The sequence below is a fragment of the Chryseobacterium sp. SG20098 genome, from assembly GCF_031844745.1.
In the GTDB taxonomy this organism is placed as follows: domain Bacteria; phylum Bacteroidota; class Bacteroidia; order Flavobacteriales; family Weeksellaceae; genus Chryseobacterium; species Chryseobacterium cucumeris.
The window spans coordinates 2,126,584-2,145,771 of record NZ_CP134622.1 but is presented as its reverse complement, the minus strand read 5'-3'; the positions used below and the strand labels follow the sequence as shown (position 1 = coordinate 2,145,771).

The 19,188-nt window shown below is 35.6% G+C and carries 25 protein-coding genes; 10 read left to right on the top strand and 15 right to left on the bottom strand.

Annotation, left to right across the window (positions count from 1 at the left end; genetic code table 11):
- Window positions 1-41 precede the first annotated feature (41 nt).
- From RHP76_RS09800 to RHP76_RS09755, 10 genes are all read right to left on the bottom strand, one after another.
- On the bottom strand, window positions 42-173 hold the full coding sequence (locus tag RHP76_RS09800) for a VOC family protein (protein ID WP_262706566.1): 132 nt from the start codon (window positions 171-173) through the stop codon (window positions 42-44).
- Window positions 174-335: 162 nt separating this feature from the next.
- A complete protein-coding gene (locus RHP76_RS09795; protein WP_311230071.1) occupies window positions 336-1,067 on the bottom strand; it encodes a class I SAM-dependent methyltransferase in 732 nt (243 codons plus the stop codon).
- 252 nt (window positions 1,068-1,319) lie between these two features.
- Window positions 1,320-1,733, bottom strand: a complete 414-nt coding sequence (locus RHP76_RS09790) for an SRPBCC family protein (RefSeq protein ID WP_311230070.1) — start codon at window positions 1,731-1,733, stop codon at window positions 1,320-1,322.
- A 2-nt stretch (window positions 1,734-1,735) separates the two neighbouring features.
- The gene (locus RHP76_RS09785) at window positions 1,736-2,239 is read right to left on the bottom strand and encodes an SRPBCC family protein (RefSeq protein WP_123279260.1); all 504 of its coding nucleotides are present in this window, start codon (window positions 2,237-2,239) and stop codon (window positions 1,736-1,738) included.
- A 36-nt stretch (window positions 2,240-2,275) separates the two neighbouring features.
- On the bottom strand, window positions 2,276-2,596 hold the full coding sequence (locus RHP76_RS09780) for an ArsR/SmtB family transcription factor (RefSeq protein WP_047378845.1): 321 nt from the start codon (window positions 2,594-2,596) through the stop codon (window positions 2,276-2,278).
- A 163-nt stretch (window positions 2,597-2,759) separates the two neighbouring features.
- On the bottom strand, window positions 2,760-2,960 hold the full coding sequence (locus RHP76_RS09775; protein ID WP_202967943.1) for a YqaE/Pmp3 family membrane protein: 201 nt from the start codon (window positions 2,958-2,960) through the stop codon (window positions 2,760-2,762).
- A 27-nt stretch (window positions 2,961-2,987) separates the two neighbouring features.
- The gene (locus tag RHP76_RS09770; RefSeq protein ID WP_120232102.1) at window positions 2,988-3,371 is read right to left on the bottom strand and encodes a tetratricopeptide repeat protein; all 384 of its coding nucleotides are present in this window, start codon (window positions 3,369-3,371) and stop codon (window positions 2,988-2,990) included.
- Between the two features lie 50 nt (window positions 3,372-3,421).
- Entirely contained in the window at window positions 3,422-3,841 is a 420-nt protein-coding gene (locus RHP76_RS09765) for a DUF1801 domain-containing protein (protein WP_123279261.1), read from the bottom strand.
- Between the two features lie 88 nt (window positions 3,842-3,929).
- Window positions 3,930-4,346 (bottom strand): immunity protein PIM1 family protein, encoded by a 417-nt coding sequence (locus RHP76_RS09760; RefSeq protein WP_311230069.1) that lies wholly within the window; start codon window positions 4,344-4,346, stop codon window positions 3,930-3,932.
- A gap of 13 nt (window positions 4,347-4,359) precedes the next feature.
- On the bottom strand, window positions 4,360-6,378 hold the full coding sequence (locus RHP76_RS09755; protein WP_311230068.1) for a M3 family metallopeptidase: 2,019 nt from the start codon (window positions 6,376-6,378) through the stop codon (window positions 4,360-4,362).
- Between the two features lie 213 nt (window positions 6,379-6,591).
- Here RHP76_RS09755 and RHP76_RS09750 point away from each other — a divergent pair, with 213 nt between their 5' ends.
- The 7 genes from RHP76_RS09750 to rimM all read left to right on the top strand — a co-directional run bounded on the left by RHP76_RS09750 (window position 6,592) and on the right by rimM (window position 10,842).
- Window positions 6,592-7,122, top strand: a complete 531-nt coding sequence (locus RHP76_RS09750; protein WP_062673913.1) for an SRPBCC family protein — start codon at window positions 6,592-6,594, stop codon at window positions 7,120-7,122.
- Between the two features lie 149 nt (window positions 7,123-7,271).
- On the top strand, window positions 7,272-7,721 hold the full coding sequence (locus RHP76_RS09745) for a hypothetical protein (RefSeq protein WP_120232098.1): 450 nt from the start codon (window positions 7,272-7,274) through the stop codon (window positions 7,719-7,721).
- 108 nt (window positions 7,722-7,829) lie between these two features.
- Window positions 7,830-8,465 (top strand): DoxX family membrane protein, encoded by a 636-nt coding sequence (locus tag RHP76_RS09740; protein ID WP_311230067.1) that lies wholly within the window; start codon window positions 7,830-7,832, stop codon window positions 8,463-8,465.
- 44 nt (window positions 8,466-8,509) lie between these two features.
- Complete coding sequence (locus RHP76_RS09735) at window positions 8,510-9,019, top strand: nitroreductase family protein (RefSeq protein ID WP_120232096.1); 510 nt, start codon at window positions 8,510-8,512, stop codon at window positions 9,017-9,019.
- Window positions 9,020-9,604 carry a hypothetical protein gene (locus RHP76_RS09730; protein WP_311230066.1) on the top strand — a complete coding sequence of 195 codons (585 nt, stop codon included), beginning with the start codon at window positions 9,020-9,022 and terminating at the stop codon, window positions 9,602-9,604.
- Between the two features lie 114 nt (window positions 9,605-9,718).
- Entirely contained in the window at window positions 9,719-10,285 is a 567-nt protein-coding gene (locus tag RHP76_RS09725; RefSeq protein WP_288436437.1) for a 30S ribosomal protein S16, read from the top strand.
- 14 nt (window positions 10,286-10,299) lie between these two features.
- Window positions 10,300-10,842 (top strand): ribosome maturation factor RimM, encoded by a 543-nt coding sequence (gene rimM / locus RHP76_RS09720; RefSeq protein ID WP_062673923.1) that lies wholly within the window; start codon window positions 10,300-10,302, stop codon window positions 10,840-10,842.
- Between the two features lie 63 nt (window positions 10,843-10,905).
- Here the strand turns inward: rimM and RHP76_RS09715 are convergent, their stop codons facing one another.
- From RHP76_RS09715 to RHP76_RS09695, 5 genes are all read right to left on the bottom strand, one after another.
- Entirely contained in the window at window positions 10,906-12,561 is a 1,656-nt protein-coding gene (locus tag RHP76_RS09715; RefSeq protein WP_311230065.1) for a serine hydrolase domain-containing protein, read from the bottom strand.
- A 96-nt stretch (window positions 12,562-12,657) separates the two neighbouring features.
- Window positions 12,658-13,572 carry a helix-turn-helix domain-containing protein gene (locus tag RHP76_RS09710; RefSeq protein WP_311230064.1) on the bottom strand — a complete coding sequence of 305 codons (915 nt, stop codon included), beginning with the start codon at window positions 13,570-13,572 and terminating at the stop codon, window positions 12,658-12,660.
- Between the two features lie 167 nt (window positions 13,573-13,739).
- Window positions 13,740-14,579 carry an SDR family NAD(P)-dependent oxidoreductase gene (locus RHP76_RS09705; protein ID WP_120232091.1) on the bottom strand — a complete coding sequence of 280 codons (840 nt, stop codon included), beginning with the start codon at window positions 14,577-14,579 and terminating at the stop codon, window positions 13,740-13,742.
- A gap of 246 nt (window positions 14,580-14,825) precedes the next feature.
- Window positions 14,826-15,632 (bottom strand): helix-turn-helix domain-containing protein, encoded by an 807-nt coding sequence (locus tag RHP76_RS09700; protein ID WP_062673930.1) that lies wholly within the window; start codon window positions 15,630-15,632, stop codon window positions 14,826-14,828.
- A complete protein-coding gene (locus RHP76_RS09695) occupies window positions 15,629-16,558 on the bottom strand; it encodes a helix-turn-helix domain-containing protein (protein WP_311230063.1) in 930 nt (309 codons plus the stop codon). The genes RHP76_RS09700 and RHP76_RS09695 overlap by 4 nt, the downstream gene beginning before the upstream one ends.
- A 189-nt stretch (window positions 16,559-16,747) precedes the next feature.
- On the opposite strand from RHP76_RS09695, the gene RHP76_RS09690 reads away from it, so the two are divergent.
- From RHP76_RS09690 to RHP76_RS09680, 3 genes are read left to right on the top strand one after another with little or no spacing between them, the layout of a single operon-like run.
- Complete coding sequence (locus RHP76_RS09690; protein WP_311230062.1) at window positions 16,748-17,386, top strand: hypothetical protein; 639 nt, start codon at window positions 16,748-16,750, stop codon at window positions 17,384-17,386.
- 2 nt (window positions 17,387-17,388) lie between these two features.
- A complete protein-coding gene (locus RHP76_RS09685) occupies window positions 17,389-18,462 on the top strand; it encodes a fatty acid desaturase family protein (RefSeq protein WP_311230061.1) in 1,074 nt (357 codons plus the stop codon).
- A 7-nt stretch (window positions 18,463-18,469) separates the two neighbouring features.
- A complete protein-coding gene (locus tag RHP76_RS09680) occupies window positions 18,470-19,111 on the top strand; it encodes a hypothetical protein (RefSeq protein WP_062673939.1) in 642 nt (213 codons plus the stop codon).
- Window positions 19,112-19,188 lie beyond the last annotated feature (77 nt).

The following is a 19,188-nucleotide window of genomic DNA, read 5'->3' as shown; positions in this document are numbered from 1 at the left end:
AGTAATTCTGTTAAAAAAATAATATGCAATAAATGGTATGGCTATTTTACGGTTTCATGCAGTGCAATTCTGTTTCCTTCCGGGTCTTCAAACTCTGCTACAGCAAACCCATATTTTTCGTCAATTCTTTTAGGATAAAGAACCGAACCACCATGGTGAACGGCTTTCTCCAATTTTTGATCACTATTCTCTGTATGTTTTTTGTAATGATCTATATTCTTAAAGTTCCGGACGATGTTCTTCCGAATGAAAAACAGAAAATGATATTGTTTTTTTAGTATTTCTTACATCATCAGATAATAAGGGGAATGCATGCGGGAATTTCTGGTTGAAAATTATTTTTCAGCTGAAATGAGCAACATCATCGGTCTGCGGAGTTCCTCTTTCATCTCCGGAATTTCTTTCAACATCTCTTCGCCTGGTTGAGGTTCAATAACTTCTTTGATTTTAAAACCAGCTTTTAATAATATATTTAAATAAGAAGTTAAAGTACGGTGATATTTGATGACATGTTCACCCAGAAAAGTTGTATTCCTTTTTCCTTCTATAAAATAACGGTCTACCGGCCAGCAGATTTTTTCACCATTTTTATCATATATCCAGTCCTGACCACCTTCTGCAGTGAATACAGGATGTTCTACTGAAAATACAAAAGATCCGCCGGGTGTGAGCCATTTATAAATATTTTGAGCAATACTATCGAAGGATTCTACATAATGTAAGGTGAGAGAACTGAGTATGATATCAAATTTTTCAGCAGGATAATCCACTTCTTCCAGAGCTATTCTTTCATATTGAATTCCAGGCAGACTATTGATTTTCACAGCTTTTGCCAGCATTCTTTCTGAAAGATCAATTCCGGTAACCGTTTTTGCTCCGTTTTCTATAGCGAAACGACAATGCCATCCGAAACCACATCCTAAATCCAGAATGTTTTTTCCATGAAAATCCGGCAGCATATTTTTCAGAGTATGCCATTCTCCGGCTCCTTCCAATCCAATCTGAGAACGGAGCATTTTTTCATACTGGTCAAAAAATGATGGATGGTCGTATTTATTTTCTTTCATAGCTTTCCAAAAAATGTGGTTCTTTAATTAAAATCATTTTGATTTTTTCTGAATGATCCTCTATCCTTGTCAAGGTTCTAACCCTTGACTTATCACAATGATTAAAGAAGTTTGTAGTTTTTTACTATCAATCCTTCAGAGTTTGAAATGTAAATTTACAACAATATCAGATTTCAGAGATTTCTGATCCCAGAAAAATAAAAGCTGAATGTAAAACATCCAGCTTTATATCAATTTTTGATTGAAATATTTTTAATTGGCTTCCGCATACTTTTTGAAATTATCAAGAATTGCCTGCCAGCCTCCTTTCTGCATTTCTTCAGGATTCTGGTTTTCAGGATCAAAAGCTACATGTACATGGGTTTGGCCATTGTTTTCTTTAAAGTCAACATGTACCTGTCTTCCGTCCGGCATGGTATAGGTAAAGTTTTCACCATCTTTTATTTCATTGTAAACGGCTTCAAAGTCGAAACCGAAACTTCCGTCTTTGGCTTCCATTCTCGCTGCATATTTTCCACCTACTTTCATATCATTGGAAGCAGATGGGCATTGCCATGAAGGATCAGCAAAGTTCCATTGAGTGATGTGTTCAGGATGGGTGTAATAATTCCATACTTTTTCTGCATCTGCACTGATGATGGCAGAAACTGTGATTTTGTGGCTCATTTTTATGGGTTTAATGTTAATAATAATTCGTCAAGCTTTTCAAGAGTAGCCATCATTCCCTGTTCCATTCCCATTTCGATAATGGTTTCCAGATCTGCTAAGGATTGATAGGTCACAATAGTTTCTACAAGGGTATTCTCATTTTTATCCGTGAAAGATACTACCCATTCTGCCTGAGGAAGATCTGTATTGATTTCTCCCTTTTCATTGCAAAACGCATCACTTGAAGTATAAGAATCAATTGGATTGATCTTGTGATAGCCAACCCAGCTCCAGTATTCTTTTCCGTCAGGTTCTACCATTGCATAATGCCAGTGTCCACCTTCACGGAATTCCATAGATTTTGTTTTGGTAGTAAATGGTTTGGGGGCGAACCAACGATCAAGAAGGTCACTTTTCGTGTAGCAATCCCAGACCAATTGTCTGTTCGCCATAAACTCACGTCTGATGGTTAAGGTGTTCTTTTCCTTATCTGCAAGGAAATCGAACTGAAGAAGATGTTTCATATTAATATTTTTATAGTTTGGTTGTCGTATTAAACTTTATTTCTGCTGGCTTTTCAAAGTTGCCAGTAACGTGTCAAGCTGTTCGAAACGGCTTTCCCATATCTTTCTGAACTGTTCCAGCCAATGGTCTATTTCTTTCATTTTATCAATTTCTAGAAAGTAATAAATTTCTCTTCCCTGATGATTTTGAGTTACCAATTCACACTCTGTCAGAATTTTCAGATGTTTTGAAACGGCCTGTCTTGTCGTATCAAAATGCTCTGCTATGGCATTGGGCGTCATCGCCTGTACTGCGATCAGTGCAATAATAGCTCTTCGTGTAGGATCTGCTATAGCCTGAAAAATATCTCTTCTCATAGGTGATAATTTTTAAATGAAACTATATGGTTGCAAATATATGTGCAACTTTTCGGTTTCGCAATTTTTTTTGATGAAATTTATAAATCAGAAACTGAAAAACAATAGATAATGTTTATTAATTGATTTTAAATCAGGTGTTTGTGGTAGGCTTGGGTAAGTTTTATCTTTTATTTTCCCGCATGGCTTTGATCAATCGGTCATTTCTTTTGTCTGCTCTTTCATTATTTAAAGAAAGTACAGCCCAGATTGCCGCAGGAAGCCATCCGATCAGAGTGATCTGTAAGATAAGGCAGATAATTCCGGTGAAAACTTTTCCACGGACCATGAAAGATAAGAAGGGAAGTAAGATGGCTAATAACATGATTTTAAGTTTTTAATTAATTTGATTTTACCGGGACTGAGGATCAAAATACGCTTTAAAAGTGAGAGGATCTTCCGTTTTATCCTCTGCTTCTTCTAGATATTCCAAATACTCTTCCTGATGTTTCTCCATATAAACAAGCACAATAGCGAGATTTACAAAAAGATTTTTGTCTTTTGAACCCAAATCTAATGCCGTTTTTAAATACTCCAATGCCTTTTCATTTTCTCCCATATCCGAGTAAATAGCCCCAATATTGATTAAAGCCGAAGTGTTTTCAGGCTCAATCAATAAAATTTCATCTAATTCTTTAACCAACAGATCATTTAAAGTATCCCAATGGTCTTCATTTTCCCATCTTTTAGCCTGAAGTTTTTTTACGTTTTCTAATCTTGTTGTTATCGTACTCATTATTTAAAATTACAGAATGGATGTTTACTATAAGGTGCAAATTTAGCTTTTTACTCTTTAAGTCTATTCAGTATGGCAGCTTTCAGGATTTCAATGTTGATATCTTTCAACGCTTTGAATTTAATACAATATCCTGTTACACTGGCTTTCCCTATTTTATCTCCATATGTTTTGGCTAAATAGGCCTTATCACCGATATTCATAATGTAGATAGAAATTCCTGTGGTATTGGCACTCATTCCAATCTGATAAAAATCTCTGGTTTTTCCATCTGCATACTGCATGGTATATGATCCATATCCGATATTGGGATTGGAAACGGTTTTATTTTCACTGTTTTTACCATCCAGAAACCACAGCTGGCATTCCGGCATGAGCTCCAGAATAATGTTGTGGATTTCCTGCATATCATTACGCTTCAGTTCCGGCTGGCTGTTGATGTAGTCCTGGATTTGTTCTTGGGTGGTCATGGATCAGGAATTGATTTTGAAATTATCGAGCGACTAATTTAAAACAAAAAGAACAGCAATCGCTGTTCTTTATATTGTAATTTCTGATCTATGGGATCAATTCTTTCATTGTTTTCTCTGTTTTCATCAGTTCACCTTGTGGAATCTGATGATGAAGATAGGTGAAAAGCAAATTGGCGACCCAGCTGTTTTCAATCTGATGAATGTAGTAAGAGCAAATCAAACCAAAATCATCCGAAATATAAGCCGGAAGATCTGAAGAACCGGTACTTCTGAATGTGGAAACAAAAATCTCCTTTCGGATATCACTTATTTTGTCTTCCGTTTCCTCATCAAAAGGCTTTTCTTCAATCATCTGGTAAGCTTTCATCCATTCATCAGAAAACTCTGCAGAATCTCTGTTGTCAAGAATTTCATCAATCTTTTCCGGAGTAATATGGTCAAGAGCTGTTTTTAAAGATTGATTAAAAACAGCTTGCAGTATGTTAATTTTTTCTGTCGTCATCACAGTCTGTATTCTATCCAAATGCTCTTTTCAGTAAGCTTTCCACTTTTGGTTCACTGCCTCTGAAATTTTTGTAAAGCTCCATCGGATCTTTCGTTCCCCCTGAAGAAAGCAGTACTTTATATTTGGCTGCAATCTCAGGATTGAAGATTCCGTTTTCTTTGAAATACTGGAATGCATCGGCATCCAGAACTTCCGCCCATTTGTAAGAATAATATCCTGCGGAATATCCTCCCTGGAAAATGTGGGAGAAACTTGGACTCATTGCCGTTTCAGCGTTGGAAGGATAAAGAGTGGTTGCTTTGGTATATTTGTCTTCAAACTCTTTTACGCTTTCGTTCTCCAGTTCTGCCACTTTGGTGTGATAGTTCATATCCAGAAGTCCGAAACCTAGCTGTCTTAAAGTCTGATATCCTTCCATAAAGTTTTTAGACTGCTCAATTTTTTCAATTTTCTCGTCAGGAAGTACTTCTCCGGTTTTATAATGTTTTGCAAACGTTTTTAAGAATTCCGGCTCATAACAGAAGTTTTCCAGAAACTGTGACGGAAGTTCCACAAAATCCCATTTCACAGAAGTTCCGGAAAGAGTAGGATATTGAGTATCTGCCATCATGCCGTGAAGCGCATGTCCAAACTCGTGGAATAGAGTAGTCACCTCCTGGAAAGTCAGTAAGCTAGGGGTATCTTTTGTCGGTTTGCTGAAGTTGCAGACAATTGAAATATGCGGGCGGGAATTTTCACCGTTTTGTTTGTACTGATTTTTGTAGCTGGTCATCCATGCACCCGCTCTTTTCCCTTTTCTTGGAAAATAATCAACGTATAAAAGAGATTTATAAGTTCCGTTCTCTTTTACTTCGTATACTTTTACATCCTCGTGGTATTTTGGAATGTCATTTCTTTCCTCAAAAGTCAGTCCGAAAAGTTTCCCGGCCAGCCCGAATACAGCATCCTGTACCTGGTTTAATGGAAAATAAGGTTTCAGTTCTTCATCATTAAGATCGAATTTTGCCTTACGAAGTTTTTCAGCATAGAATGCATGGTCATAACCTTGCATTTCCTCAATTCCATCTGCTTTTGCTAAAGCTTTTAATTCTTCAATTTCCTGATCTGCGTAAGGTTTTGCTTTGGTCAGAAGTTCATTTAAAAAATCTAAAACTTTTACCGGAGACTTAGCCATTCTCTCTTCCAGAACAAAGTCTGCATAGTTTTTATATCCGATAAGTTCAGCTTTCTGTTGCTTTAAATTTAAAAGTTCCTTAATCAGATTCTGGTTGTCAAATTCTCCACCATCGAAAGACTTTTTACCATTGGCTAAAGCCAGTTCTTTTCTCAGTTCACGGTTTTCAGCATAGGTCATGAATGGAATATAGCTTGGATACTGTAAAGTGACTACCCAGCCTTCAAGATTCCTTTCTTTCGCTTCTTCCGCATATTGATCAATGATCGCCTCAGGAATTCCTGCAAGATCTTCTTTATTAATGATATGTTTAAAATAAGCATTCGTAGAAGCCAGTACATTCTGTCCGAACTGTAAAGATTTTACAGAAAGATCCATGCTGATTTTCTTTAGTTTTTCTTTGTCTTCCTCATTCAATAAGGCTCCGCTTCTTACAAAACCTTTGTAGGTTTCATTCAAAAGCATTTCCTGCTCTTCATTCAGATTATATTTTTCCTTTTCATCATATACTTTTTTGATTTTGTTGAAAAGGGCTTCGTTTTGAGAAATTTTTGAAGAATATTCCGTTAAAATTGGTGAAACCTCCTGTGCAATCTGTTGGATTTCGTCGCTGGTTTCTGCAGAATTTAAGTTGAAAAAAATATTGGAAACCACATCCAGCTGCTCTCCGGAATATGCCAATGCTTCAATGACATTTTCGAAAGTAGGAGTTTCAGGATTGTTGACAATAGCCTCAATTTCTGCTTCAGATTTTTGAATTAACTCTTTAAATGCAGGAAGATAATCTTCATTTTTAATAAGGTTAAACGGTGCTGAATGATATGGTGTGTTAAATTTTTCGGTTAAAATATTCATTTTTTGATCTTTTTATATAAGGTAAATGTAATGATTCATCAGGAATCACAGCTGAAATGCTCAAAAATAATGCCTTACTGGCAAGTTATGACAAAAATACCTTATCTTTAATTAATCTTGTCATATGGAAAGAAGGAGTGATGTAGGAATATTTAATTTTGAGAACAGATTTAAAAGTCATCATTAAAATAAATAACCTTAAATATATAGACTATGAAAACACTCTTAAAAATTATCGGTATCATCATCGTACTGATTCTTATCTATGCTGTCATTGCTGTGCTGGCTTTCAGTAAAGACTATCACTATGAAAAATCTGTTGTCATCAACGCACCTCAGGAAAAAGTATGGACTTATACGGGGAACTTAAAAGGATATAACCAATGGGATCCTTTCTCCAAAGCCGATAAAAATATTGTGATTACCTATTCAGGAGAAGGAGATAAATTAGGAGATTCTTATCACTGGAAGGGTGATAAAAATGTAGGGGAAGGTGAACAATCTATTACCGAACTGATCCCTAATCAGAAAATGGCGACAAAACTTCACTTTATAGAACCTTTTGAAGGAGATGCAAAAGCTAATATTGTGCTGACTCGTGAAGGGAATGGAACCAGAGTAACCTGGATGATAGATAATGAACTGAATAGTATGATGAAGATTATGAAGCCTATGATGGATAATAACATGGATAAAATGTTTGGCCAGGGTCTGGATAATCTTAAGAAATTAGCCGAAAAATAATAAGAAAGCCTTGTAAATTTTGCAGGGCTTTTTCTATGAGAACCTATTATTTGAATAAATCATATTTCTCTTTATTTTGTTATCGTTTTTGTATAAAGTCAAAGAAATATTATTCTAAAAATATTATCTTTATATAAAGAATAGATTGTATGGAGAAGATTGTATTTGAAAAAAGTGATATCAGAGACTTTGTGAAGACCACCATCGCAGAGAAAATTGAGAAGCTTAAAAACTTTATCGAATTTACCATGGAAGCCAGCCGTGACATCAAAAAAACTCCGAAATATGACAGCATGAGAGAAGAAATGCAGGAGGAAATTTATCAGATGCAGCGGCAACTCGGCGCATTGAATGATCTTAAGAGGAATATGGCAAAGGTTCTGAATACAGCTACAGAAAGGGTACAACTCGGTTCACTGGTGATTACCAATAAAGCCAGGTTCTATATTTCTGTGTCGCTGGGAGAGTTCTTTTTTGAGGGCGACAGATTCTACGCTATTTCTCCGGAAAGCCCCATGGCCAGAAAAATGATGGGAATGAGACCCGGAGACGAGTTTACCCTGAATAAAATCCATCAGAAGATTGTAGAGGTATTGTAAATAAGATTCTGCAGTATCATATAGTTATTCATCTTAATAAGATTAACTTCAGATTTATATTTGAAGTTTTATTTTTATTTAGTACCTTGCTATGCAAAATACTATACTATGAAATTTGAACAATTAAGAACAGGCAGAATTAATCAGTGGATCATTATTCACCTTCGTTATCTCGTAGGCTCTGCTTTTTTTCCATCAGGTTTAATAAAGCTTATGGGAGAGAGGTTTACCAGAATTTCAGCTGATAACCCAATCGGATACTTTTTTGAAGCTTTATATCAATCCGGATTTTATTGGAATTTTTTAGGACTGGCACAGGTGGCAGCCGGAATTTTACTGATGACACAGCGCTTTGCAACATTGGGTGCATTGATGTTTCTGGCTATCTTGAGTAATATCTGGGTTATTACCCTCAGCCTTTCCTTTTCGGGGACCTGGATAATCACCTCCTTAATGATGATTGCCGTACTGATATTGGTCATTTGGGATCAACATAAACTGCTTCCTGTTTTTAATTACAATAAAGCAAGTACCGTGAAGGAATATCCTGATCCCGATAACAGATGGATCATTGCCGGGGTAGTATATTCCATAAGTTTTATTGTGTTATTTATGCTAAACCCGGCAAAAGGGGAAGTCTATGAAAAATGGCTGAGTATTCTGATTGCTTTAATCATTGCCGCAACATTTATCTTAAGCAATTATCAGGCGTATAAAAATCGTAAACTGGCTATACATCCTTAACATTTTAAAATGAAGATTGAATTTCATGTTGTAAATTTGCAGGTATGAGTAAAGCAACCATTTTAAAAGAAATTATAGAGGAGAGAAGAAGTATTTTCCCGAAAGATTATACAGACACAGAAATATCTCAGGAAGTTTTGGAAGAGATTGTAAATTCTGCCACGTTTGCTCCCAATCACAAACGTACTAAGCCTTGGCGTTTCAAAATATTCAAAGGAGAAGAAAAAGCACAGCTGGCAGCAGAAATGCAGGCTATCTATAAGACCGTTACTCCAGAACAACTTTTTTTAGAAAAAAAATACAACGATATCGGTTTTAAAATCAATAAAGCCAATGTTGTGGTTTCTATTGTTGTCAACTTCAGCGGTATGGTTCCGGAATGGGAAGAAATAGCAGCGACTTCAATGGCGGTTCAGAATATGTATCTTAGCTGTACAGCAAATAATATCGGGTGTTACTGGAGTTCTCCTAAAATCGTGGACGAGCTGAAAGACTCTCTGACCATTGAGGAAAACCAGAAGTGCCTTGGACTTTTCTATATGGGAACGGTGTAGATGAAGAATATTTACAGAAATTATAATGAAGAAGATCTTCATGCTGCCTATCTTCATATGACTGATCATACTGGTAAAGTCAATGATGAACTGCGGGAAGCCATCAGTCAGCAATTCAATTATGATGAATTTGTAAAAGCAGCAGAATACAGGAAAGTTTTAGTCAAAGAAAAAGGGAGAATCTCATTTGAAGTACACAAAAGGGTACAAAAGGGAGAAAATATAGATGTTATCCTTGAAAATATTTCTTCAGAAATGATTAGCAGCAGCGATTTAAAGATTTTTATTCTGAATAAATTTGATCAGTTTTCAAAAGTCAAAGAAAATGATAAGATAGATGAGAAAATCATTTTTAAAAGTCTTTTAGGGCTTATCATAGCTTCTATAACCGGGAGTCTTTTTTTTAAGGCTGTGCTTACATCTACCGGGCAGTTTTCATTTTTTCTACTGGTGCCTGCGTATATCATCAACTATTTGGTGATCTATGGGATTACAGGAAAAACAAGAGATAATTTTGTTGTTTTTATGGCAGTTTTAATTTCTGTGATTATTTCAACAGTATTCTCTTTTGCACTGATTAGTTAAAAAATAATGAATTTTATAAAACTTTTTACTCAGAGCTCTTTACTTCAAACTTTTTTACTATCTTTGCACTCTTAAATATTTAACTGGGACGAGTTCCCGTAAAATTCAAACATTATGTCAGTAAAAATCAGATTACAAAGACACGGTAAAAAAGGAAAACCTTTTTTCCACATCGTGGTTGCAGATTCTAGAGCTAGAAGAGATGGTAGATTCATCGAAAAACTAGGTACTTACAACCCAATTACTAACCCGGCAACTATCGAATTGAACGTTGATTCTGCTGTAAAGTGGTTAAACAACGGTGCTCAGCCTACTGATACTGCTAGAGCTATTCTATCTTACAAAGGTGCTCTTTACAAAAAACACTTACAAGGTGGTGTAGCTAAAGGTGCTTTTGACGAAGCTGAAGCTGAAAAAAGATTCAATGCTTGGGTAGAAGCTAAAGATGCTAAAGTACAAGGTAAAGTAGAAGGTTTAGCTACTGCTAAAGCTGATGCTAAGAAAGCTGCTTTAGAAGCTGAAGTAAAAGTAAACGAAGCTAGAGTTGCTGCTGCTGCACAAGCTGAAGCTGATGCTAAAGCTGCTGAAGAAGCTGCTAATGCACCTGCTGAAGAAGTTGCTGCTGAAGCTACAGAAGGAGAAGCTCCTGCTGCTGAAACTGAAGAAAACACTGAAGCTTAAGAACAAAACCTGTTATGCGTAAAGAAGATTGCTATTTTTTAGGAAAAATCACACGCAGACATGGACTTGCGGGTAACGTGATCCTTAAATTGGATACCGATCAACCCGAGCTTTACAATAAATTGGAATCAATATTCGTTGAAATCAACGGATTATTGGTTCCATTTTTTATTGAAAAATCATCATGGAGCAAACTGGATGCTCTGAATCTTGCATTCAAAAACTCTTCTGAAGCGATGGTAGATCAGGTATTGGGTAAAAGTGTTTACCTTCCACTTGCTTCACTGCCTAAACTTTCAGGAAAACAATTTTACTACCACGAAATCATCGGATTTGAAATTTTTGACCAGAATGACAACAACTGTGGAGTGATCAGATCAGTAAACGATCAGACAGCACAGGTGTATTTCATTACCAATCTGGATGGAAAAGAAGTGGTAATTCCTATGATCAAAGACTGGATTCTTGCAGTTGACAGGGAAGAAAGAACAATCAAAATGGAACTTCCTGAAGGTCTTATTGATGTATTTCTGGTTCCTTCCAAAAAAGACGAATAGTATTGCAATAAGCAATAAGCAATAAGCTATTCTTTCTCACTTTTCTACATTACTCATTACTGATTATTCATTACTCATTTTTAAGGCGGGTAAAAGATAATCCTGTACTATTTTTTCAGATTGCTGGTGTGCGTAGGGCTTGTTGTAGGCTTGCGCTGTAATTACTATGACAACTGGTATCTGAGTGAAAATAATAATTTTATTTCCCCCATTTCCACTGGATTGGAAAGCTTCATAACTTTTGTTTCCCACAGTATAAACTTTTTTCCAGAATAAATATCCATATCCTTCAAAATCAGGATTGTCTGTGAAGTAATTGGTGAAAGATTTCTGAATCCATTCTTTACTCAATAGGATTTTTCCACTCCATACGCCATTATTTTGATATAATTGCCCGAATTTTGCAAAATCAAGTGCTTTCATGCGAAGTCCTCCTGCCAATGAAGGCTTTTGCTGGGGTGTAAACTGCCATTTGTAATTTGTAATTCCAAGAGGTTGAAACAACTTTTGATCGGCATAATTTTTTAATCCCTGTGGAACAGTTTTATCCAGAATATCTCCGGATACTACTACTCCTGCTGTGAAATAACTCCAATTTTTACCAATGGGATTTTCCGTCATAGGAAGATCCAGAGTAAACTTTACCCAATTTTCAGTAGGGTACATATTTTCTTCATTTCCGGGAGATTCGTAGTTCTCATCGTTTCCGTCAAACCCTGAACTCATTGTCAGTAAACTTTTGATAGTGACATTATCTTTTTGAGGAGAATAGTTTTTAAAGAGCTTCAGGTCATAAAATTCACTCAGTTTCTGGTTTTCACTTTTTAAATATCCTTCTTTAATAGCAATCCCCATTAAAGCTGAAGAAAAAGATTTTCCTACCGATCGTGTGTCCTGCAAAGAGTCTCTTCCGGATCCGTTGAAATATTCTTCCAGAAGAAGCTTTCCTTCTTTTATAATGACAATTCCGGTGATATTTTTGAACCTGTTCTCTGCAATTTTCTTATTCAGAGTTCTGATGCTTTCCATATTGATTCTTTCCTGTGAAATATTCCAACCACTATTGGACTGAATAGGTTGAATGGCGATTTGCTGCTCTGTAGTGTTTTGAGCAGGAACCGTAAGATTGATTTGTCCTTCTGCAATGACTGATCCCGTTTGGATCGTAGAAGTATTGATATAAGGTCTGATTTCAATTTTTAAAATATGATTTCCTGCTGTCAGCGCATCAATTCCGTTATGAGCCATATAAAAACGCATCCATAAATACCTTCCCCAGGAATCTTCATTTTTGCTGCTGAGAAGAGGAATTCGTAAGCTGGTTTTGAATTTTTTATGGTCGGAAGTTCCCGCTCCTGTATTGAGATTTTCCTGATAAATAAGTTTTCCGTCTACATAAAATGAGAACTGATAATTTCCTTTTTTCAGCAGTTCATCCACAGAAAGAAGGGGTTCAAGCTGATGCAGATAATTAACCAGAGAGTTATCAAAGAAGGCATGAATACCAAGATCACCATTTTCCTGAAATATTGCAGAATTAAGAATATCCGAATCTCTCAGATTTTCCGTGGCTATGTTTTGGCTTAGAAAAACAATTTTTCCGGAATATTTTTTCTGAATTGGATTCTCTGTTTTTTCAACATTGATTATATCTTTTTTACTTTGTCCCTGATAGAAATAAAATGTGAAAATAAAGATCAATAATAGGATTGGTTTCATCTTAAAGAAGTATTTAAACAAAAATAATGAACTTCCTTATCACAAAATAGAATGAAATTAACATTGCTATTTTATAATGATCATTTCAAAGCAGTGCTAATTGAAAAGCTTTCTGAATTCTCCTGGTGACTGATTTGTTTTTTGCTTAAAAAGTTTGCTGAAAGACTGCGGATGCTCAAATCCCAGCTCATAAGCAATTTCACTTACGGATAAACTTGTAGTGCTTAATCGTTCTTTGGCAGATTCAATTAATTTATTCTGAATATGCTGTTGTGTATTTTGTTGGGTGTGAAGACGTAAAAGTGTTCCCAGATAATTGGGAGAAATATTCATCTGTTCAGCAATACACTTCACTGATGGAATCCCGTTTTCAAGGAGACTTCCGCTTTCGAAATATTGAGAAAGAATGTCTTCAAATTTGTATAACAATTCATGACTTGATTTTTTTCTGGTGAAAAACTGCCTTTCATAAAAACGGTCAGAGTAAACCAGTAATAATTCAATCTGGGTAATAATCAGTTCCTGTGTGAATCTATCGGTATTGGTCTGATATTCACGTTCAATGTTTTTAAAAATATCAACCAGGATTTTCTCTTCTTTATCAGAGAGGAAAAGAGCTTCTTTTACCTGGTAGCTGAAGAAGTCATACGATTTTATTTTTTTGGTTAATGAAGTATTCCACAGAAAATCGGGATGAATCAACAATAAAAATCCTGTAGGCTCTACTTCTACGTCCGGGTTGATTTCAAGACTTAAATATTGCTGCGGTGAAACAAAACACAGTACTCCTGAATTAAAATCATATTGCTGCTGCCCGTAATTGAATTTTGGTGTGACATTTTTTTTCAAACCAATAGAATAAAAATTCTGAATCCACTTCAGTTCTTCATTTTCTACAACATAACGAACCTTGCTGTAATCGATCAAACTGATCAGCGGATGCTCAGGATTCGGAAGACTGCAGAAAGTATGAAAATCTGATATAGAATTAAAACGAACAGGTTGTTTCATAGAGCGAAGTTAGTTGTTTTTATAAAAAGTATAATACATTTCAAAAAGTCTTCGGCTCAGCTCAGACAGACTTCTCTAAAATTTTATATTTAATCCATGCATATAAATTAAAACATTCAGTATTAGAAATGTCATCCTGAGCGGAGTCGAAGGATATGATTATCATATTAAATTGCAGTAGAAACAGTAAGACTTTCCCATTGCTCAGCGTCTTTCTTTAAAATATCAATTTTGTTATTGAGAAATTCTATGGTTCCTACCCCTAATAATAAATGGACCGGAGGATTTTTCTCTTTACTGATCTGGATCAGAACATCGGCTGCTTTTTCAGGATCATTAGGCTGGTTTCCATTGATTTCGTTAAGGTGCGCCTGTTCCGAATTTCTTGCAGCTTCATAAGCCTGAATAGGATTTGAAGGCGTTTTCACAGAATCTTTGGTTAAGAAATCGGTACGGAAATATCCGGGATAAACAACCGTAGCATGAACTCCGAAGTCTTTTACTTCCTCTGCCAGCGCTTCCGTAAATCCTGCAACGGCAAATTTCGTAGAACAGTAGATTCCCCATCCTGGAAAATTAGCAGAGTATCCACCAACAGAAGAAATATTGAAGATGTTTCCTGATCTTTGCTCACGCAGATAAGGCATGGCATTTCTGATCACATTTAAGGTTCCGAAAACATTCACTGCATAATTTTCTCTTGCCTCTTCATCTGTCAGTTCTTCCAGCGTTCCGATTTGTCCATAGCCTGCATTGTTGACCACCACATCAATGCGTCCGAAATGATGAACTGTTTTTTCAATGGCAGATTTGATGTCATTATTGTCTGTGATGTTGGCGCTAAGCGGAAGAAAATTTTCTGAAGTTTCTCCGATGGTGGAGATCAGGGATTCAACAGTACGGCTAGTAGCTGCAACCTGAAACCCTTCGGATAGTAATTTTTTTACCAGCTCGAATCCTAATCCTTTTGAAGCTCCTGTCACGAACCATACTTTTTTTGTTTCCATTTTTAAATATTTTTTTGTTTAAATGATGGTACAAAGATGGAAACTTACGAAAAGGTAAATGTAGCCGAATCGGGGAATGATGTATCCAAATCGTGAATGGTGTTATTTAACGCGTGTCATTCTGAATGAAATATAATGAAGAATCTCAAACAATTGATGAATAAAAAGATTCCTACCTTTTTAGAAATCGCGGATTGACCGTAGTCTATGACAAAATCCAAACCCCTCTTTAATTTCAAACAACTTTCAATGATTTTTCAGAAGATTTCTGTATTTCAGCGGTGTAATTCCTATATTTTCTTTGAAGCAGCGTGTAAAATGGCTTTGATCTGAAAAACCGCACCCTAATGCAATATCCGTTAAAGAATGGGATGAAGTGAGAAGTTCAAGAGACTTATTGAGTTTTAATTTTCTGAGATATTCACCCAGATTACAGTGGAAATATTTGTGAAAATCTCTGCTGAGATGAATAGGATGGATGTTCAGGGTTTTGGAAAGTTCTTTGAGATTAAGGCTTTCCGTAAAGCTTTCATGTAGAATTTCATTAATCTGTCCTACCCATAAAGGTTTTCTTTCTGTGCTTTCTTTTTGATGGGTCAACTGGCTGAAAAGATGTAGCAATAGTTGATTAAAAGCCAGTTCAAGTGAAATATCATCACCTTTGGTTTCTTTGAACATCTGATAAACCAATAGTTTTAAAGCTGGATCTTTTATGTTAAAACTGCCTTCCACTTTACTTTTCTGAATATCAAACCGGTCAAACCAACTTTGTGAAAGCTCAATATGAAAGCCTCTTGTGAAAATATCCGGTTTAATATTATAATGCGGATCTTCCCAATGATGGTACAATAATGTTCCGGCAGAACAGTCGTAGGCTTCCTTTCTGTTTCCTTCCGTCATATTCCCCTGAAGAAGAAAAGTGAAATAAGCATTTTCATGATAATGCCAGTCTACATAAGAATGAGTATACTCCGTATCGGTGATGGTCAATCCTTCTAAATTGACCCTTTGATTGGTGTCTCCAAAATATTCGCCGTTACGAAGTGTATTCATGATAAATTTTGTTTTAATCGGTCAATCTGTTCATACATTTTATTAAAAAACATTTTCCTTTCTCTGTTTCCTGATTCATTAAGTGATCTGGAGTTATTGATCTGATGCTCAAAATAGCTAAGCGAATCTTCACACGTTATTTTATCATTGGTCATCATATATCCGAACATGCTGAAAGGTACAAAAAAGGAACATTGTTCTTCATTTTTGAATAGAATAGCGTTGTTTAAAATGACTAAATCATTCACATAGATCTGAAAATTACTTTTTTCCAGTGTTTTAATTTCCAGTCCTACCAGTAACTTTTTCAGGTCTTCCAGAATAAGATCTGCATCATTCTTTTTCAATAATCCCATTTCATAATAAAACGAAATTTGTCTCAATGCACTCATAATGGTGGTATCATTCCAGATTTCCGTTACGTTTTGTTTGTCGTAAAGATCTTTCAGCATTTCATTTTTTACAGAATGATATTTCATTGTGAACTCGTCAAAGGGACTTAAAAATTTATCCTGGTTCAACAAATTCATCCAGACATAAAACTTAAAACGGGACAGAACAGAATCTGAAATGGTATAGAAAAAAGGGATGTCTTTTGCGGAATAAAATACTTTGGAATTATTGATATTCTGAAAAACATTCAAAATCTTCAAGGAGTTCTCGAAATAGTTTAAAAGATCTTCGGTCGTTTTTACAGGTTGTGTTCTCTTAACGACTAATTGATTTTCCGTTCCCAGAAACTGATCCAGTGAGATCTGATAGTATTTGGCAAGCTCCAGAGCTTCCTCAAAACTGAACTTGGCTTTCAAAGAAGTCCTTCTGTGAGCCGCATCATAGCTGATATTAAGAATGTTGGCAATCTCGTCATTTAAAGATTTCTCCCCTATTTTTCTTCGGATTTCTTTCAGCAGAGCTTCCTGGTGCATAGTTTTGTGATTTTCACAAATGTAGTGTTTTTTGTAGAACCACTGAGAGTAACTTCCAGCCTCCTTCTTCAGGCTTTCAACCCGTATTTTGTGATTTTCGCAAACACGATGTTTTTTTTAATTTTTTTTCACATTCGGAACTGGAGCTTCTGCGGATAATTTTGAACTGTAATTTTAAAACAACGAGTTATGAAAACACGAATTATATTATTAACAGCAGTTCTTTTAGTCAATAGTCTGGTTTATGCATCAGATAATCTGAAAGTGGATTCTTTGAAACCAAGACTGATTGCAGCTTCACCTTCAAAGACTACCAGAAATGTCAACGGAATTTTATTTAAATATTTTGACGAGGAAGAATATTTTAAGCCTAAAAAAGTAAATGGCTTAGCCATGGGATTCAATTTTGTAGGAATTTTTCTTCCGCCATTAATGCTTTTCAATTTACAACCGCCAGTTAACGATGATTATGTAATTGTTCCCCGCGAAAAGATGAATACCATTAACGGACTTCAGCTGTCGCTTATTAACCTGGAACCCACTGTTACCAATGGTTTGGAGATTAATGTTTCAAGTAATGTCAATACGTATGCAGTGACTAACGGAATGTCTGTTTCTCCGTTTTTTAATCTGCATCATGAGATGAAAGGGGTTTCTGTATCGCCATTGGCGAATATCGGGCAGAAATGCCGGGGAATACAGATCGGTTTGTACAATCAATGTAAGGATTTCCGTGGAATACAGATTGGAGGATGGAATGAGAACGGAAGAAGGAAACTGCCTTTGATCAACTGGAATTTTAAGAAACAGAAAGTAATTAAAAAGTGATTATGAAACCCAAAATCAGATTTAAAAAAGCAACCTCTTCTTTCTACTCGGAATTGCGTAAAGAGGTGGATCTATTGCTGACGGATGAAGTGATGAAAAAGGCCGGAAGATTGATGATCATAAAATTCCTGTTGTATGCTCTGGCCTTTCTGCTTCTTTATGCTAATCTTTTCAATCCTTATATATCAGATAAGAACTGGCTGGTAACTTTGAATTATATTGCTTTAGGACTTACCGGAATATTGCTGGCTTTTAATTGTGCTCATGATTGTGTGCACAATACATTCTCAAAGTATAAACAACTCAACAGGATTATTTACTATATCACTTTTAATTTGCAGGGCGTAAATGCAAGACTGTGGAGGAAGAGGCATATTGCTTCTCATCATGTGTTTCCTAATGTGGATGGCTGTGATGCTGATATCGATGATAATATTTTTTTGCGCCTGTCTGTACATCATCCCAAAAGAAGAATCCATACCTACCAACATGTATATGCTACTGTGCTGTATTGTTTTTACACCTTGCATTGGATTATGATCAAAGATTTTATGTATGTAAGGAAGAAAGACCTGGCTAATCTCAGAAATCAGAAACATTCTATTCTATCTGTAGCAGAAGTTATCCTGCTAAAATTAGCTTACTTCGGCTATATGCTGATGTTGCCAGTGCTTTTTACAGATATTTCGGTCATGACAATTTTCATCTCTTTTATTATCATGCATGTGACCATTTCACTGTTTTTTGTTCTGACCCTGATTATTTCTCATCTGAGTCTTGAAACTGATTTCCCCCAGGCAGATGAAAATGGATATCTGCCATATGATTATTATGAGCATCAGTTAGACGTCTCCTTGGATTATCATCCAACCTGCAGTTTTGCCAACTGGATTTTCGGAGGGTTCAATTCCCATGCGGCGCATCATCTTTTTCCAGGTTTGCCACACACAGTCTATACCATTATTACTCCTGCAATCAAAAAAGCAGCTGCCAGAAACAATTTTCCATACCATGAGAAAAGTATTGTGAATGCCGTGGTTTCACACTATCAATACCTGAAACAATTAAGTAAATAATCAAGCCATGAAAAATTATCAACTAATAGTATTTTTATTCCTGTTTTCAGTACGTATTTTTTCACAAAATACAGCAAATGACACAGTAAATACCCAAACAGAAGAGCCTTTTGATTATAAAAAATATTATGACTGTGATTTCGGAGAAGGAAATGTTTTGATTGTTGTTAAAAAAGGAAAGGAATTTACAGATCTTACAGATTTGAGAAAATCCGGGAAAGGTTTTGCTATTAAAATGGAAGCCATATACAGTATGGAATTTGCGGATGGTCAGAGATATGAATCAAGTGTGGTGAAAACTATTACACAGGATAGTATTTCGATCACGAATTTTTTCAATGAGAATGCTGCAAAGCTTGCAGGGAAGCCTTTTCAATTGATTACTTATCCTCTTTCATCTTTGAAATATATTCGTTTTATTAATGATCGGATGTTATCTCTGTACAGTAAAAAAAATATTCAGAAGGATTTTAATCTTATTGTAAAGAAAATGGATCAGGCTAAAATGTGTCCTGCAGTTCTTCAGTTTAAAGACAGAAATGGTGAAATGAAGGTATGTCATTTTTATCTGACCTCTCAAGGATATGATCTTCTTTATGAGAGCAATGGAAGAGTGTACTATCTGGAAGGTAAAGTAGAATGGAAATGATATTAGAAAAAAGTATAATATTCAGAATGTATTCACTTTTTATTGAATTATTATCCCGAATTTTAATAAAAATATGG